Source organism: Burkholderia latens (assembly GCF_902499045.1).
GTDB lineage: Bacteria > Pseudomonadota > Gammaproteobacteria > Burkholderiales > Burkholderiaceae > Burkholderia > Burkholderia latens.
Window position 1 is genome coordinate 21858 of sequence record NZ_CABVPL010000045.1, and the last position, 16768, is coordinate 38625.

At 66.4% G+C, this 16768-nt stretch carries 10 protein-coding genes; 6 read left to right on the forward strand and 4 right to left on the reverse strand.

The window, feature by feature from the left end; translation table 11 throughout:
* Positions 1 to 232 precede the first annotated feature (232 nt).
* Together BSE24067_RS24635 and BSE24067_RS24640 are read left to right on the forward strand one after the other, a co-directional pair.
* A complete protein-coding gene (locus BSE24067_RS24635; protein ID WP_244130574.1) occupies positions 233 to 4117 on the forward strand; it encodes a type VI secretion system Vgr family protein in 3885 nt (1294 codons plus the stop codon).
* Position 4118: 1 nt separating this feature from the next.
* A complete protein-coding gene (locus tag BSE24067_RS24640) occupies positions 4119 to 4958 on the forward strand; it encodes a hypothetical protein (RefSeq protein ID WP_244122265.1) in 840 nt (279 codons plus the stop codon).
* A 225-nt stretch (positions 4959 to 5183) separates the two neighbouring features.
* Here the strand turns inward: BSE24067_RS24640 and BSE24067_RS24645 are convergent, their stop codons facing one another.
* From BSE24067_RS24645 to hemC, 3 genes are read right to left on the reverse strand one after another with little or no spacing between them, the layout of a single operon-like run.
* Positions 5184 to 6371 (reverse strand): heme biosynthesis protein HemY, encoded by a 1188-nt coding sequence (locus BSE24067_RS24645; protein ID WP_151066101.1) that lies wholly within the window; start codon positions 6369 to 6371, stop codon positions 5184 to 5186.
* A 2-nt stretch (positions 6372 to 6373) separates the two neighbouring features.
* Positions 6374 to 8350 carry a fused uroporphyrinogen-III synthase HemD/membrane protein HemX gene (gene hemDX / locus BSE24067_RS24650; protein WP_151066102.1) on the reverse strand — a complete coding sequence of 659 codons (1977 nt, stop codon included), beginning with the start codon at positions 8348 to 8350 and terminating at the stop codon, positions 6374 to 6376.
* A complete protein-coding gene (hemC, locus tag BSE24067_RS24655; RefSeq protein ID WP_151066103.1) occupies positions 8350 to 9336 on the reverse strand; it encodes a hydroxymethylbilane synthase in 987 nt (328 codons plus the stop codon). Before hemC ends, hemDX begins: the two co-directional genes overlap by 1 nt.
* A gap of 216 nt (positions 9337 to 9552) precedes the next feature.
* Between hemC and ppc the strand changes: the two genes are divergently transcribed.
* A complete protein-coding gene (gene ppc / locus BSE24067_RS24660) occupies positions 9553 to 12570 on the forward strand; it encodes a phosphoenolpyruvate carboxylase (protein ID WP_151066104.1) in 3018 nt (1005 codons plus the stop codon).
* A gap of 132 nt (positions 12571 to 12702) precedes the next feature.
* Here ppc and BSE24067_RS24665 read toward each other — a convergent pair whose 3' ends face one another.
* The gene (locus tag BSE24067_RS24665; RefSeq protein ID WP_151066105.1) at positions 12703 to 13455 is read right to left on the reverse strand and encodes a class I SAM-dependent methyltransferase; all 753 of its coding nucleotides are present in this window, start codon (positions 13453 to 13455) and stop codon (positions 12703 to 12705) included.
* 188 nt (positions 13456 to 13643) lie between these two features.
* Between BSE24067_RS24665 and BSE24067_RS24670 the strand changes: the two genes are divergently transcribed.
* The 3 genes from BSE24067_RS24670 (at position 13644) to BSE24067_RS24680 (ending at position 16758) form a co-directional block, all read left to right on the forward strand.
* Positions 13644 to 14453, forward strand: coding sequence for a helix-turn-helix transcriptional regulator (locus BSE24067_RS24670; protein ID WP_151066106.1), 810 nt, complete (start codon positions 13644 to 13646; stop codon positions 14451 to 14453).
* A gap of 107 nt (positions 14454 to 14560) precedes the next feature.
* Positions 14561 to 15970, forward strand: coding sequence for an argininosuccinate lyase (gene argH / locus BSE24067_RS24675; RefSeq protein ID WP_151066107.1), 1410 nt, complete (start codon positions 14561 to 14563; stop codon positions 15968 to 15970).
* Between the two features lie 104 nt (positions 15971 to 16074).
* Positions 16075 to 16758 (forward strand): HAD family hydrolase, encoded by a 684-nt coding sequence (locus BSE24067_RS24680; RefSeq protein ID WP_151066108.1) that lies wholly within the window; start codon positions 16075 to 16077, stop codon positions 16756 to 16758.
* Positions 16759 to 16768: the final 10 nt, after the last annotated feature.

A 16768-nucleotide genomic window follows, 5' to 3' on the forward strand; every position in this document is an offset into this window, starting at 1 on the left:
GTCGCGACCCGGTATGGACAAAAACGCCCGGCACCGACGCTCAGTCGGGCCGGGTGCCCCGACGAATAAGATAAATCCCAATTTATTTCGAATTATTTGCGTAAAGGTCAATTAATTATTGGAGTCATTTGTTTCCATTGCATTTTTCGATGACGATCGATAACCATCTCAATAATTGCGGGATATTTGCGAATGAGGTAAAAGGAAATTTTATTCCTGACTCACTTCGTCGATGAAAAATGCACAAGGCACTGAGCCTGACAGCATGCCGCCTTCGTTCCGGTCCCGCACGCTGTCTATCTCCGGCATGGCCTTGCCCACATACGGAATGGATGCGTTACCGGTATTCGTTCCGGTACGATTGCAAGGCATCGAATCAATGGGCCGTATCGACGCGTGCCATTATCGCGTTACGCTGCGCACCGACGCCGCTTATGCCTTTTCCCCGAGCACAACAGCCAATCTCGATCTGGATAAGGTAGTCGGCACCGAGGTCACCGTTTCGATTCAACTCGACGGCGCGGAATATTCCATTTCCGCATTGGCTCGTCATGCCGGACTCGTCAACCTCCGCACAGGCACACGCGAGATTACCGGTCTTGTCGAAGCCGCACGGATTGTCGGGCAGGACAAGGACACCATCCTGTACGAACTGGAACTGCGCCCATGGCTTTATCGCGCGACGCTTACTCAGGATTGCAGAATCTTTCAAGAAATGAGCGTCGTCGAGATCACCGACGCCGTGCTGGCGAAATATCCGTACACGGCCGACAAGCGTCTGGCCGGCGCCTTTCGCGGAATCTATCCGAAGCGCGACATGCAGCGTCAGGCGTTCGAATCGGATTGGGCGTTCCTGCAACGACTGTGGGAGGAATGGGGGATCTGGTGGTGGTTCGAGCACGACGACGGCCGTCATCGTCTGGTCTTGTGCGACACGCTCGGCGGCCATCGGCCGCACGGCGGCGCGTATGCGACGCTGCGCTATCTGCCGCCCGACGGCAAGCGCATCGACGAAGAACACATTCATGCGCTGTCGGTGACCAGTCGGCTCACGGCCGGCCGTGTCACCGTGACGGACCACGACTACACGCGTCCACGTGCGAAGCTGGCGGTTTCCGAAGCGCACCCACGCGAGACGGCCAGCGCCGACGGCGAGATTTACGCGTGGGTCGACGCGAGCCAGCCGCTGGCGGGTGCGCAAGGGCTGGACGGCCAGCCGAACGATTCGGAGCAGGAAGCGCGCCATTTCGCGCGCGTGCGACTTGACGCACAACGCTGCGCGGGGCTGCGCGCCCATGGCGCGGGCAACCTGCGCGGGCTGACGGTCGGCCGCACATTCACGCTGACCGGCTATCCGCAGCAAGCCGCGAACCGCGAATATGTCGTCGTGTCCTGTACGCTCGACATCGAGGAAATCGGCAATCGTTCGGGCCTAGAGCAAACGTACCGAGTCGACACACGGTTCGAACTCCTGCCGGCCGATGAACCGTTCCGGCTGACACCCAGTGTCGGCAAACCCGTGTTGAGCGGCCCGGAAAAAGCGATCGTCGTAGGACCGTCCGGACAAGAGGTCTGGACCGACCCATACGGCCGGGTGAAAGTGCAGTTCGAGTGGGATCGCCAGGGCGTGCACGACGAGAACGCCGGCATCTGGCTGCGCGTGTTGTCGCCGTGGCAAGGCGTCGACATGGGCGCGACGTTCATTCCGCGAATCGGCCATGAAGTGGCGGTGATGCACTACTACGGCGATCCGGATTTGCCGGTGATCGCGGGCAGTCTCGTGAACGCGTTTCGTCAGCCGGCGCTGGATCTGTCGCAGGCGCACAATCAGGCCGTGTCGATAATACGGGGGCGAGAGTTCCAAGGTACGGCATCGGGCCACGTCGCCATCGACGATACACAGGGGCAAATTCAGACGCAGTTGGCAAGCGATGCAGGCGCGTCACAGCTCAGTCTCGGCAACCTGCGGCGCCTCCTTCGGAAGACAGGCCGGGCCGAGGCGCGCGGCAAGGGCTTCGATCTGCGCACCGACTTCTGGGGCGTGATGCGTGCGGTGAAGGGCTTGTTCGTGACGACCGACGGTCAACCAGGCGGCGCGGGCCACGCGAAGCACGCCGGGGAAGCCATCGGCCGGCTGACGCGGGCACACGCACTGCAGGAGAGTCTGTGCGGGCTGGCGCAACGGCATGACGCGCAGCAACCGGACGCGGACCAAAGCAACGTCGCGAGGATGATCAAGACTCGCAACGATGCACTGCGAGGAAATCCAACGGGCGATGCAGATGACTTCCCGGAGCTGATGGAGCCCGACATCGTGTTGGCCAGCCCGACGGGTATCAGTATGGCCACCGGGGGTAGTACGCATATTGCCAGCGACGACGATGTGGCCGTGACGAGCGGCCGGGATACTGGCCTGGCGGTCGGCCGGTCGCTGTTCGCGAGCGTGGCGAACGCATTCATTTTGTTCGTACATAAGGCGGGCATGGCGCTGGTCGCCGCGCGCGGCAAGATCCGCATCGAAGCCCAGACGGACGGGATCGAAGTCACGGCCAAGCAGTTGGTCAAGATCGCCAGCACGACAGACAGCCTTCATTTGTACGCGATGAAGGAAATCGTGTTTCACGCGGGCAGTACGGAGGTCCGCATCAGCGAACAGGGTTATGTGGTGCGGACGGCGGGCGAGCATACGGTCTATGCGGGCAGTCATCTGAATGAGGGGCCGCAATCCCGGCCGATCCGCTTTCCGGTGACGCCCGACCGTCCCGGGCGGTTTGCCGCGCATTTTGTGTTGATGGAGCCTGACAGCGGGTTCGCGCTGCCGAATCAGCCTTATCGGGTCACGCTGGACGACGGGCGCGTGATCGGCGGCGTCAGCAATGACCTGGGTGAAACGGCGCTGGTGACCAGCCATGAGGTCGTGTTCGGCACGGTCGAGGTACTGGCGGCCAGCGATCCGGACAAGGTGATTGCCGTCAATCGGGCGGCCGTCGTGCGCGATAACACGACGCCTTATACAGCCAACGCGCCGAACGCTGACAAGCGGACAGCGAGGATCAACGGGCGGACGGCAAGTACGCCGGAACAGGGAGCGACGTCCGGCAAGCAACGGCCCGAGTTCGCGACCTGCGATCCGCTTAATTTCGGGTTGCGGTTCCATCACTTTATCCACGGGGCCAAACAGAGCGATGTGCCGGAGAATCGGCCGCGTAATGATGTCGTGTATCCGGTGACGAAGGCTTATACGGCGGGGATCAAGGACGCGCTCACAGGGATTCCGTGGGCAGAGTTCAGGACGGTAGACGGTTCGGTTTCGCTCGAACTGAAGATCGCCATCACGAGGGTGGTCGGTCGGATTCTGTTTGATGCGCTTGGCGCGGGGCCTTTTGGTTTGTCGAAGGGCTATGCCGACGAGTCGGAGGGGGCGATGCCACGTATTGCCATCGTTGACGCGAATACAGGGCAAGAGAAATACAACATGCGCCCTGATGTCAGCGCGTCATTTGTTACCAAAGCATGGGTCATGGCCATGCAGGAGCAAGAGATCACAAAGATTATTGCGGGAGCAGATGACGCAACCACCCTGAATGGAAAGCTCAAGTCGTTTGCCGACCTGCTTTACCACGAGGCACGGCACTGCCAGCAAACCTTCTGGATGATGGCGCTACTTCGGCAACATGGTGGAGACTACGCGGCGTTCTCGCAAATTCATACTATTTACCAGCGCTACACTCATGAAAACATCTATGGGACAGCCGAAAAAATCCACATTCCCTACGACGGCCGCGTCATAACCGGATTGCATCGAATGCTGGTATTCCACTACTACTGGATGATTTCGTATTTGCGGAATCAAGCAGGCGGGACCTATGTGAAGCCGGATATTCCTGTTGTGCAGGCCGAAGTGTGCAAGCTGCTCAACGTGTCGCCTGAGACGGCGGCGAAGATGATGAGTTTTGAAGAAGGTTACCGGAGTCAATTACATGAAGAAGACGCCTATGCGTGTGCGGGTGTGGTACAGGACTATTGGGACCGTCCTGATCGCGCTCTCGTGCTTAACCCCGGTACATGCACAGCCGACTATGCCACCGCCCTCAGAGCCATTGGCGCAAGGAGTTGACGTGACGAATCATGCTGATGAGCAGCGTGCGATGGTGTACCGCATCCTGATGGACGCGATGGCGATTCTGCGCGATGACAAGCCGTTTAACCCATCAGAGACCATCTTCGGTCGAATCGTCGATACAGAATCACACGCTCGATCAGAAGGGCGACGCTATCTTTACGCCAGTCGGCTGTCGCCTTCAACTACAGTTTCCTTTTCGACATTCGACGATCCAGACGATTACAGTGCTGACCGTTCGAAGGTTAAGATCGTCCCGACTGGATTTATTTTACAGTTAAGTCCAATGATCGCCGGCCTTCCCGACACAGAAATCAAGGCCCTTCTCCAATTGGAGGACTATTGGGTCGATTCAAACGGGAATCGTGAATACGGAAATGAGATGATGGTGCGCGATCCGAAGATGCCAAACCTGCAATCCTTTCGCTATCGCGCAAAAGACACTCCGGGCAGCAAGTTCCCCGTTAATGTCTCTCTCTTTTACGCCAATCCATTGGATGGGTCGTTTCCACAAATGCTGGGTGAAGTTACGATAAGACGCGTCTACACAATTCTGACCCCCGAGGAACGCAAACAACGCCGCCTCGAACAACAGCAGGCAAAGCGAAAAAAGTACGGCGAGATGACCCTGTGCACCGGCATGCTCTGCCCCGAAACGGGATGGTGGCAGGGATTCACCACGCTCTCGGGCTCAGATCGATTGCTCGTCAAGAAAGGGCAAAGATTTCCCACGGTCCGTACGTTGACGCCTCAGGAAGAGCGTGAACAACAACGACACAGCGAGTCCGTCGCGGGCCAGTGGATGTGGTTGAAGGCGGAACCCAACGATCCAACATGATGGATACCTGACCTGAATTCTCACGCACGAACCGGACGAAGCCCTTCCGATGAATTTCTCGACATTCCGGACACGCCTGCCCGACGTTGCCGCAACAAAGTCCGACGACATAACCCCATCAGCACAAAAAATGCCCCGAAGGCCATCCGGCGTTCGGGGCATTTCTCACTTCTATTACGCAATGGGAAGCGGGCCGCCTGAAAGCGGCCGCCCGCCCTGCCAGCATCAAACCACGGTGATCGCGAGCGCGCTTTCGCGGTAGTGCTTCGCCGCCTTGTCGGTTTCGCCGAGATGCTCGAACAGGCGCGCGAGCGCACGGTGCGTGCGCACCTTCAACGCCTCGTTGTCGGCCAGCTTCAGCGCCGCCTCAAGGAACGACTGCGCCTTGCCCCACAGCTGCTGCTGCTGACACAAACGACCGAGCGCGAACAGCAGGTCGGCATCTTCGGGATGATCCTTCTTCCACCCTTCGGCCTTCTGGATCAGCGGCAGCGCATCGCCGCCTGCCGTGTCCGGATAGCGGCGCAGCAGCCGCGCATCCCAGTTGTGCGCGAGCGCTTCCTCGACGATACGGCGCGCTTCCGTGCGGCGCTCGAGCGCCACCAGCAGGTCGGCGGCCAGATCGGCGAGGCGCGGCGACTGACGCTCGAGCGGCGACAGCGATTGCCACACCTCGAGCAGCGCGTCCGGATCGTGCCGGCGTTCTCGCAGCAGATTCTCGGCCGCCTGCTGGCGCAGCCGCACGGCCGCGGCCGGATGCAGCGCCTCGCGCTTCTCGAGCGCCTTCGCGAGCTTCAGCACCTCGGCCCAGTTCTTCAACTGCTGCTGCGCGCGCAGCGCGATCTGTTGCGCATGGATACGCTTGCCGCCCGCCTGCATGTCGGCCAGCGCGGCGAGCGCGCCGTCGGCATCGCGCGCATCCGCGCGCATGTCGGCCGCGGCGAGCAGCCGCGCGTCCTGCCATTCAGGCGCGTCGACCTTCGACAGCCAGTCGTCGCGGCGCGCGTACTCGTGCATCCGGTGCGCGGCGGTCGCCGCGACGAGGCTCGCCGCGCCCTGGTTCGCATCGACCGCGAGCGCGTCGCGCGCAGCCTTCTCGGCGCGCGAGAAGCGGCCCGCGTACAGGTTCGCGATCGCATCGCGCAGCGACGCGGCCGCCTTCTCGTTGCGCGAACGCGCGCGATACGCGGCGACCCGCTGCGGCATGCGCCAGATGTTGCGCACGATGCGCAGCAGCGCATACACGACGATGAACAGCACGACGATGGCGATCACGAACAGGTTCAGCGACACGTCGACCCGGTACGGCGGATAGACGAGCAGCACCTGCCCCGCATCGAAACGGCCGACGGTGGCGAGTGCCGCGGCGATCGCGAACAGGATCGCGAGCCAGACGATTCCTCGAAGCGTCATCGTTACCCCCGGCTCTTGAACTGCTGAACGGCGTTCAGGCTCGTGTTCAGGTTCGGCACCGCGACCGTCAGCGATGCGCCATCCACCTGCCTGAGCAGATCTTCAACGGACTGCGTGTCCTTCGATGCCTGATCGAAATACTTGCCGAGCGACGCCTGCGCCGCATGCAGGTCGGCCTTCATCGCAGTGTCGTTGCGCGCGAGCAGCGACAGCCGCGCGGTGAGCAGGCGCAGCTTCACGTTCTCGCGCACGAAGTAGCCCTGATCGGGCGACGCGAGCATCGCGTCCGCGTCGTCGATCCGGCGCACCTGCACGAGGCCCTTCAACTGCTGGCCGAGACTGGCCGAGAAGTCATGCCACCACACCTTCCAGCGCGGCTCGCCGGCAGCGGTCGCGGCCGACGGCGCCGAACCGGCCGGCTCGGCCTTCGGCGCCGCGTGCGGGACGATCGCCTCGCCCGACAGCGGCAGCGCGTCGATCTTCGCGATCGCGTCGTCGAGCTTGATCGCGAGGCCCGTGAGGTCGGCCGACGGCGCGGCCTTCAGCTTCTCGATGTCCTGCGCGAGCGCCTTGCGCACCGTGACGGCCTGCGCGCTCTGCGACGTCGCGAGGCGCGCGTCGGCATTCTGCAGCGCGATCAGCGCGAGCTGCGTGTTGCCGGTCAGCTGCAGCTGCTGGCTCGCGCTCGACAGCATCTGGTCGACTTCCTCGAGCATCCACGCGTCGCGGTTGCGCGACAGGTCCTGATACTGCTGCTGCAGCGCCTGCTGCGCGCTCTGCGCGTCGGCGAGCTTGCCGTCGAGCTGCGCGAGCTGCGTGTCGACCTGGTGCGTGCCCGCGAGCGCCTGCTCCGTCTTCATGCGGATCTCGGCCGTCTGCGCATCGAGCGCCTTCTGGCGCGCGGCGAACGAATCGTCGAGCCGGTCGACCTTGCGGTTCAGCGCATAGCCGCCGACGCCTGCCGCGCAGCCGAGCACGACGACGACGAACCACAGCGCCGCGCTGCTGCCGCGGCGCGCGGGCGGTTCGGACGCGGGATAACGGGGGCTGGACGGCGGTGCGGATGCAGCGGCCGGCTGGGAAGCGACGCTTTTGGAATCGTTGGTATCTGTCATGCGTTTAGTCACCGGTGCGGCTGTCGCCGGTTGGACGGCCTCGTCGGCCATCGTTCGAAACGCGCGGACGATGCGCTCATCGCCCGCGCCGGTCAGCGTAATCCTATCAAAACCGAGTGCGCGCGCGGTCTGCTCGATGCGCGGGTGCGGCGTGACGAGCCGCGCATGCTTCAGTGCGTCGATCTCGGCATCGTTCAGGTGCGTGCGCGCGAGTTCGTGCAGGTTGCGCACGCCTTCCGAGCTCGTGACGAGCCATGCGTGCGGCGCGCCGGCGAGCAATGCGTGCACGCGCTCCCACGTGCCGACGCGCGGCTCGGGCACGACACGCCGGTACGCGGCGACGAGCGTGACGTCCGCGCCGGCTTCGCGCAGCCGCTCGGCGAGCCATTCGCGGCCGCCGTCGCCGCGCACGATCAGCACGCGCTTGCCGGCGAGCGCCTGCGCGCCGCCGAATGCGGCCTCGATGCTGGCGAACAGGCTTTCCGAGTCGTAGCGCGGGACGCCGCCGTCGGCGGGCGCCTGCGGCGCGATCACGCGATGCGCGGGCGCCGCGATGCCGTGGCGCTCGAGCGCCGCGACGCTGCCGGGGCCGACTACGCCGACCGGCAGCGCATTCGGCCAGATCGCGCCGTACTGCGCGAGCGCACGGTCGATCGCGTTCGGCGACACGAAGATCACCAGTGCGTAATCGGCGAGCGCCGCGAACGCGGCGTCGAGCGGCGCCGGATCGTCGACCGGCGCGATATCGATCAGCGGGAATTCGAGCACGTCGCAGCCGGCGTCGGCCAGTTTGGCCGCGAGCTCGGCGGACTGGCCGTCCGGGCGCGTCAGGACGGCGGTGAACGCGTGCGCGCCGCCCGCCATCAGGCGTCGCCCTTGCCGGCCTGCGAGCCGGCGAGCAATGCGTTGACGATGTCGCGCGCGCCCTGCGCGTCGAGTTCGTCCGATACCGCGCGGCCGAGCGCGAGCGCATCGGCGACGTTCATGACGGCGCCGCACTCTTCGGCGGTCAGCACGCGCCGGCCGTCGGTCGTCGATACGCGGCCCGTCAGGTACAGCTCGCCTGCCCGCCACTGCGCATGCGCGGCGAGCGGCACTTCGCAGCTGCCGCCGAGCGCGCGCGACACCATCCGCTCGGCCTCGACCGCGAGCGCGGTCTGCGAGTCATGCAGCGGCGCGAGCCATGCGGCGACGTCGGTGCGGTGCGCGGCGATCTCGATGCCGAGCGCGCCCTGGCCGGCCGCCGGCGGGCTGTCCTCGACGTCGATCAGTGCACGGATTCGCGCGTCGAGGCCCAGACGCTTCAGGCCCGCGGCCGCGAGGATGATCGCCGCGTAGTCGCCGCGATCGAGCTTCGCCAGCCGCGTGTCGAGATTGCCGCGCAGCGGCAGCACGTCGAGGTGCGGATAGCGCGCGCGCAGCATCGCCTCGCGGCGCAGGCTCGACGTGCCGACGACCGCACCGGCCGGCAACGCGTCGAGCGACGCGTAGTCGTTCGACACGAACGCATCGCGCGGGTCTTCGCGCTCCATGATCGCGGTCAGCGCGAAGCCGTCGGGCAGTGCCATCGGCACGTCCTTCAGCGAATGCACGGCCAGATCGGCGCGGCCGTCGGCCAGTGCATTCTCCAGCTCCTTCACGAACAGGCCCTTGCCGCCGACCTTCGACAGCGTACGATCGAGAATCTGATCGCCGCGGGTCGTCATCCCGAGGATTTTCACGTCACAAGCTGGATATAATTTGCGCAGCGCATCACGCACGTGTTCGGCTTGCCACATCGCGAGGCGGCTCTCGCGCGAAGCGATCGTCAGCGTCGCAGGAGCGGGCGCCGAAAGAGTCTCGGAATTCATTGCTGGAACATCGAAGGACGGGATTGAAGACCGAACAATGGTAGCACGCACGCCCCAGCCCGCCCGGGCCCGGAGCCTGCGCCCGCCGCGCCTTCGCGCGCGCGGCGATACCGATGCGCGGATGTGCCGCACGTAGCTGGTTGCATGAATGCAGTTCCGTAGTTTCCGCAGTTCCCGCAGTCCCTTTTGACTCGAGCTTTCCCAAGGAAACCCATCGTGAAGTCTTCCGGATCGGCGCGTACGGCGCGCCGCAATGCTGCCTTGCCCTCCCTCGACGCCCAGACGGGCACCCTCGCCACCGCCGCGAACGGCCGTGCGACAACGGCAACAAAACCGGCAACGAAACCGAAAGACCCGATACGTCAGACAAAACGCGCGATCAAACCCGCCGGCACCGCCGTCCGCACGGCCGCACCGGCGAAGCCCGGCACGCGCACGCGCGACGACAAGGACCGCCCGCTGTTCGAGGACATCCGCTTCCTCGGCCGCCTGCTCGGCGATGTGGTGCGTGAACAGGAAGGCGACACGGTGTTCGACGTCGTCGAAACGATTCGGCAGACGGCGGTGAAGTTTCGCCGCGAGGACGATAGCGAAGCCGCGCAAACGCTGGAGAAGAAGCTGCGCAAGCTGACGCCGGAGCAGACGGTGAGCGTCGTGCGCGCATTCAGCTATTTCTCGCATCTCGCGAACATCGCGGAAGACCGCCACCACAACCGCCGCCGCCGCATCCACGCGCTGGCCGGCTCCGCGCCGCAGCCGGGCACCGTCGCGTACGCGCTCGACCAGCTGAAGACGACCGGCAACGCGTCGAAGCGGCTGCTGCAGCGCTTCTTCGACGATGCGCTGATCGTGCCGGTGCTGACCGCGCACCCGACCGAAGTGCAGCGCAAGAGCATTCTCGACGCGCAGCACGACATCGCGCGGCTGCTCGCCGAGCGCGACCAGCCGCTGACCGCGCGCGAACGCGCGTACAACGAAGCGATGCTGCGCGCGCGCGTGACCGCGCTGTGGCAGACGCGCATGCTGCGCGACGCGCGCCTGACGGTCGGCGACGAGATCGAGAACGCGCTGTCGTACTACCGCGCGACGTTCCTCGACGAGCTGCCCGCGCTGTACGGCGACATCGAGGCCGCGCTCGCCGAGCACGGCCTGCAGGCGCGCGTGCCGGCGTTCTTCCAGATGGGCAGCTGGATCGGCGGCGATCGCGACGGCAACCCGAACGTGACCGCCGCTACGCTCGACGAAGCGATCAACCGCCAGGCCGCGGTGATCCTCGAACACTATCTCGAACAGGTGCACAAGCTCGGCGCCGAGCTGTCGGTGTCGAACCTGCTGGTCGGCGCGAGCGACGCGGTGAAGGCGCTCGCGGCAGCGTCGCCCGACCAGTCGCCGCATCGCGTCGACGAACCGTACCGCCGTGCGCTGATCGGCATCTACACGCGGCTCGCGGCCAGCGCGCGCGTGCGCGTCGGCGAAGGCACGGTGCCGGTGCGCAGCGCCGGCCGCGGCGCACCGCCGGTGCGCGCGGTTCCGTATGCGGATTCCGAGGCCTTCGTCGCCGACCTGAAGGTGCTGACCGCGTCGCTCGACGAACATCACGGCGCGTCGCTCGCCGCGCCGCGCCTCGCGCCGCTCGTGCGCGCGGCCGAAGTGTTCGGCTTCCATCTCGCGAGCATCGACCTGCGCCAGAGCTCCGACATCCACGAAGCCGTGGTCGCCGAGCTGTTCGCGCGCGCGGGCGTCGAAGGCGACTACGCGGCCCTCGCCGAGGAAGACAAGCTGCGCGTGCTGCTCGCCGCGCTCACCGATCCGCGCCCGCTGCGCTCGCCGTACCTCGAATACTCGGCGCTCGCGCAGAGCGAGCTCGGCGTGTTCGAGAAAGCGCGCGAAGTGCGCGCGCAGTTCGGCCCGCGCGCGGTGCGCAACTACATCATTTCGCACACGGAAACCGTCAGCGACCTCGTCGAGGTATTGCTGCTGCAGAAGGAAACGGGCCTGCTCGAAGGCACGCTCGGCAGCCATGCGAAGAACGGGTTGATGGTGATCCCGCTGTTCGAGACGATTCCCGACCTGCGCGACGCCGCGCGCATCATGCGCGACTACTTCGCACTGCCGGGCGTCGATGCGCTGATCGCGCACCAGGGCGCCGAACAGGAAGTGATGCTCGGCTACTCGGACAGCAACAAGGACGGCGGCTTCCTGACGTCGAACTGGGAGCTGTATCGCGCCGAGCTCGCGCTCGTCGACCTGTTCCGCGAACGCAAGATCACGCTGCGCCTGTTCCACGGCCGCGGCGGCACGGTGGGCCGCGGCGGCGGCCCGACCTACCAGGCGATCCTGTCGCAGCCGCCGGGCACCGTGAACGGCCAGATCCGCCTGACCGAGCAGGGCGAGGTCATCGCGAGCAAGTTCGCGAACCCGGAGATCGGCCGGCGCAATCTGGAGACGGTCGTCGCCGCGACGCTCGAAGCGTCGCTGCTGCCGCAGTCGAATGCGCCCGCGCAACTGCCCGCGTTCGAAGCGGCGATGCAGACGCTGTCCGATGCCGCGATGGCGTCGTATCGCGCGCTCGTCTATGAAACGCCCGGCTTCACCGACTACTTCTTCTCGTCGACGCCGATCACCGAGATCGCCGAGCTGAACATCGGCAGCCGTCCGGCGTCGCGCAAACTGCAGGATCCGAAGAACCGCAAGATCGAGGACCTGCGCGCGATTCCGTGGGGCTTCTCGTGGGGTCAATGCCGGCTGCTGCTGACGGGCTGGTACGGCTTCGGCAGCGCGGTGAGCGCGTATCTCGACGGCGCGCCGGACGCGGCCGAGCGCACGAAACGCCTGACGCTGCTCAAGAAGATGAACAAGACCTGGCCGTTCTTCGCGAACCTGCTGTCGAACATGGACATGGTGCTCGCGAAGACCGATCTCGCGGTCGCATCGCGCTACGCGCAGCTGGTCGCCGACCGCAAGCTGCGCAAGCACGTGTTCGAGCGGATCGTCGCGGAATGGGAGCGCACGTCGCAGGCGCTCGCGGAAATCACCGGGCACGAAGGCCGCCTCGCGACCAACCCGCTGCTCGCGCGCTCGATCAAGAACCGCTTCCCGTATCTCGATCCGCTGAACCACCTGCAGGTCGAACTGATCAAGCGCCACCGCGCGGGCGACACGAACGCGCGGCTGCGCCGCGGGATTCACCTGACCATCAACGGGATCGCGGCCGGCCTGCGCAACACCGGCTGATTCGCGCGCGCGGCGCGGACCTGCCCCGCGCCATGCCGGCGTCGCGAAACGAAAGCCGCGCTACGCGATTCACGCGTGGCGCGGCTTTTTTTCATCGTACGGCGCGCGCGTACCGGCCGCCGTCCCGTCCGCTCATTGCGCGTCGATCAGCAACGCGTCGTGCTCGAACGAGCCGTCCGGCTGCACCGCGTAATAGCCGCGCACCTCGTCGGGCGCGTGCGCCCACAGTGCGCGGATGCCCGCGACGCTGTCGGCCGGCGTGCGAATCCGCTCGACCCACGTGTCGAAGTCGATCGGCAGGCGCCAGCGGCTTTGCACGCGCGCATCGAACCCGGCGCCGCGAAACATCGCGAGCCATTCGTCGGCGCGGTAGTCGCGCACGTGCGACGCATCGCGCAGCACTTCGGCGGCCTGCAGATACGTATCGAGCAGCGGATGGTCGTTGCCCGCGATGTCGATCATCAGCACGCGGCCGCCCGGCTTCAGCACGCGGCGCACCTCGGCGAGCGCCGCGCGCACGTCGTGCCAGTGGTGCGCGCTCATCCGGCTGATCACCCAGTCGAACGTGCCGGCGTCGAACGGCAGCCGCTCGGCAGGGCCCTGCTGCGTGCGGATGTTCGCGAGGCCGCGCTCACGCGCGGCGGCGCCGACGGTGGCGAGCATCGGCGCCGCGAGATCGTACGCCACCACGTCGCGCACGTGCGGCGCGACCGCGAAGCTCGCGTGGCCCGCGCCGCAGCCGAGATCGAGCACCGCGGCGTCGGGCGTCGCGCGCACGGCGTCGGCCAGCGCCTGCAGGTCGGCGCCCGTCGCGTGGACGGTGCTCGTCAGATACGCGGCGGCCGTCGTGCCGAATGCGTCGGCGACCTGATCGTGGTGTTTCATCGTTCGCTCCTTCTTCTGGGTGGGGCGCCCGCTGCCTGCCAGCGCGCGAATCGCTACAATAGGCCCGCGCTTGTACCAGTACAAGTCAAGCAGTTATTCTGGTATTGGTTACACCTGCCTAATGCTTGTCCCTTGCCGCGCCGCCGGGCGCCCTTTTTTGTCGATTCAGTCGTGTCAGCCGTTTCCGCATGAACCAGCCATCCTCCCCCCCGACCCCGCCGCTCGACGCCACGCCCGCCCGCGCGCTCGGCGAATTCATCCGCGCGCACCGCGAACGGCTGTCGCCGCAGGCCGTCGGCCTGCCGCCCGGCCCGCGGCGCCGCACGCCGGGGCTGCGGCGCGAGGAAGTCGCGCAGCTGTGCGGCGTCAGCCCGACCTGGTACACGTGGATCGAGCAGGGCCGCCCGGTGTCGGCGTCCGCCGACGCACTCGCGCGAATCGCCGTCGCGCTGCAATTGTCGAAGGCCGAGCGCGCATACCTGTTCGAGCTGGCCGCGCAGCGCGATCCGGCCGAGCCCGACGTCGCGGCCGGCGACCTGCCGCCGACGCTCGCGGCGACCGTCGCCGCCATCGCGACGCCCGCGTACGTGCTCGACCGGCAATGGAACGCGCTCGCGTGGAACGCGCCGGCCGCCGCGCTGTTCACGGGCTGGCTCGACGGCGAGCACGACCGCAATCTGCTGCGCTTCACGTTCATGGCGCCGGCCGCGCGCACGCTGATCGTCGACTGGGAAACCCGCGCGCGGCGGCTCGCGGCCGAATTCCGCGCGGACTCGATCCGCCATCTCACCGACGCGCCGACGCGCGCGTTGATCGACGCGCTGATGGCCGGCAGCGATGCGTTCGCGCAGTACTGGGCGTCGCAGGACGTGTTCGAGCGCGAAGGCGGGCTGCGCGAGTTCGACCATCCGGCCGACGGCCGCGTCGTCTATCAGCAGATCACGCTGAAGCCCGCGCATCGCGAGGACCTCAAGCTCGTCGTGCTGGTGCGCGACTGAACCGACGCCGCGCGCCGGCGAAGGCCGGCCGCGCGCGCCGCGAATGTTAGAATCGCGGGATTCCCTCGGCGGCGCACGGCCGCCCAACTCCCCTTCGAAGAATCGCCATGACGTCCCAACTGCACAAAAAGGGCGAGGCCTGGTCGGCCCGCTTCTCGGAACCGATGTCGGAGCTGGTCAAGCGCTACACGTCGTCGGTGTTTTTCGACAAGCGCCTCGCGCTCGTCGACATCGCCGGCTCGCTCGCGCACGCGAGCATGCTCGCGGCGCAGAAGATCATCAGCGCCGACGACCTCTCCGCGATCGAGCGCGGGATGACGCAGATCAAGGGCGAGATCGAGCGCGGCGAATTCGAATGGCAGCTGGATCTCGAGGACGTCCACCTGAACATCGAAGCGCGGCTGACCGCGCTGATCGGCGATGCGGGCAAGCGCCTGCACACGGGCCGCTCGCGCAACGACCAGGTCGCGACCGACATCCGCCTGTGGCTGCGCGGCGAGATCGACCGCATCGGCGGGCTGCTGAACGACCTGCGCGGCGCGCTGATCGACCTCGCGGAAAAGAACGCGGACACGATCATGCCGGGCTTCACGCACCTGCAGGTCGCGCAGCCGGTCACGTTCGGCCATCACCTGCTCGCATACGTCGAGATGTTCACGCGCGACGCGGAACGCATGCGCGACTGCCGCTCGCGCGTGAACCGCCTGCCGCTCGGCGCGGCCGCGCTCGCCGGCACCAGCTACCCGATCGACCGTCACGCGGTCGCGAAGACGCTCGGCTTCGACGGCATCTGCGCGAACTCGCTCGACGCGGTGTCGGATCGCGACTTCGCGATCGAATTCACGGCGGCGTCCGCGCTGGTGATGACGCATGTGTCGCGCTTCTCGGAAGAACTCGTGCTGTGGATGAGCCCGCGCGTCGGCTTCATCGACATCGCCGACCGCTTCTGCACCGGCAGCTCGATCATGCCGCAGAAGAAGAACCCGGACGTGCCCGAACTCGCGCGCGGCAAGACGGGCCGCGTGAACGGCCACCTGATGGCGCTGCTCACGCTGATGAAAGGCCAGCCGCTCGCGTACAACAAGGACAACCAGGAAGACAAGGAGCCGCTGTTCGACACGGTCGATACCGTCGCCGACACACTGCGGATCTTCGCGGAGATGGTCGCGGGCATCACGGTGAAGCCGGACGCGATGCGCGCGGCCGCGCTGCAGGGCTTCTCGACCGCCACCGACCTCGCCGACTACCTGGTCAAGCGCGGGCTGCCGTTCCGCGACGCGCACGAAGCCGTCGCGCATGCGGTGAAGATCTGCGACGACCGCGGGATCGACCTTGCCGACCTGACGCTCGACGAAATGAAGCAGGAATTGCCGAACGTCGCGCACCTGATCGGCGACGACGTGTTCGGCTACCTGACGCTCGAAGGATCGGTCGCGAGCCGCAACCACCCGGGCGGCACCGCGCCCGATCAGGTGCGTGCGGCGGCCAAGGCCGCGCGCGCCGCGCTCGGCAAGTAAGCACGCTGTCACGAGCGGACGCCTTCGGCGTCCGTTTTTCATTTCGGGCGAGCGTCGCGCCACGCGCCGCCCTCTCCCGCTTCACCGCTTTCCGGATACCGCCGATGACCTTCTCCGCCGCGCTCTTCGACATGGACGGCCTGCTCGTCGATTCCGAGCGGACCATCATGAACACGTGGATCGACGTGTCGAACGCGCACGGCGTCGTGCTGACCGAGATCGACTACCTGCAGATCGTCGGCCGCTCGTTCGCCGAAGGACAGGTGATCCTCGCGCGCCTGATCGGCAACCCGGACACGTTCGACGCCGTACGCATGCGTGTGCGCGAGCAGCTCGCCGCACCCGAACCCCGTCCGAAGTTTCCGCTGAAATCGGGCGCGCTCGCGCTGCTCGAAACGCTCGCGCAGGCCGGCATTCCGTGCGCGGTCGCATCGTCGTCCGCGCGCGACGTGATCCGCGTGCGGCTCGACGCGGTCGGCGTACTGCCGTTCTTCCGGGCGATCGCGGGCGGCGACGAAGTCGCGCGCGGCAAGCCCGACCCGGCCGTCTACCGGCTCGCCGCGGAGCGCCTCGGCGTGCCGGCGCATGCGTGCGTCGCGTTCGAGGACAGCGACTTCGGCGCGCTGTCGGCCGCCGGCGCCGGCGCGTCGGTGATCACCGTGCCCGACCTGAAGGCGCCGACGCCCGAGATCGTCGCGCTGAGCCTGCACGTGCTCGCGTCGCTCGACGATGCGGTCGCGCTCGTGCCGTCGTGGTTCGGCCGTCTGGACGCGCAGCAGCCCGCGTAAGCGGCGCACG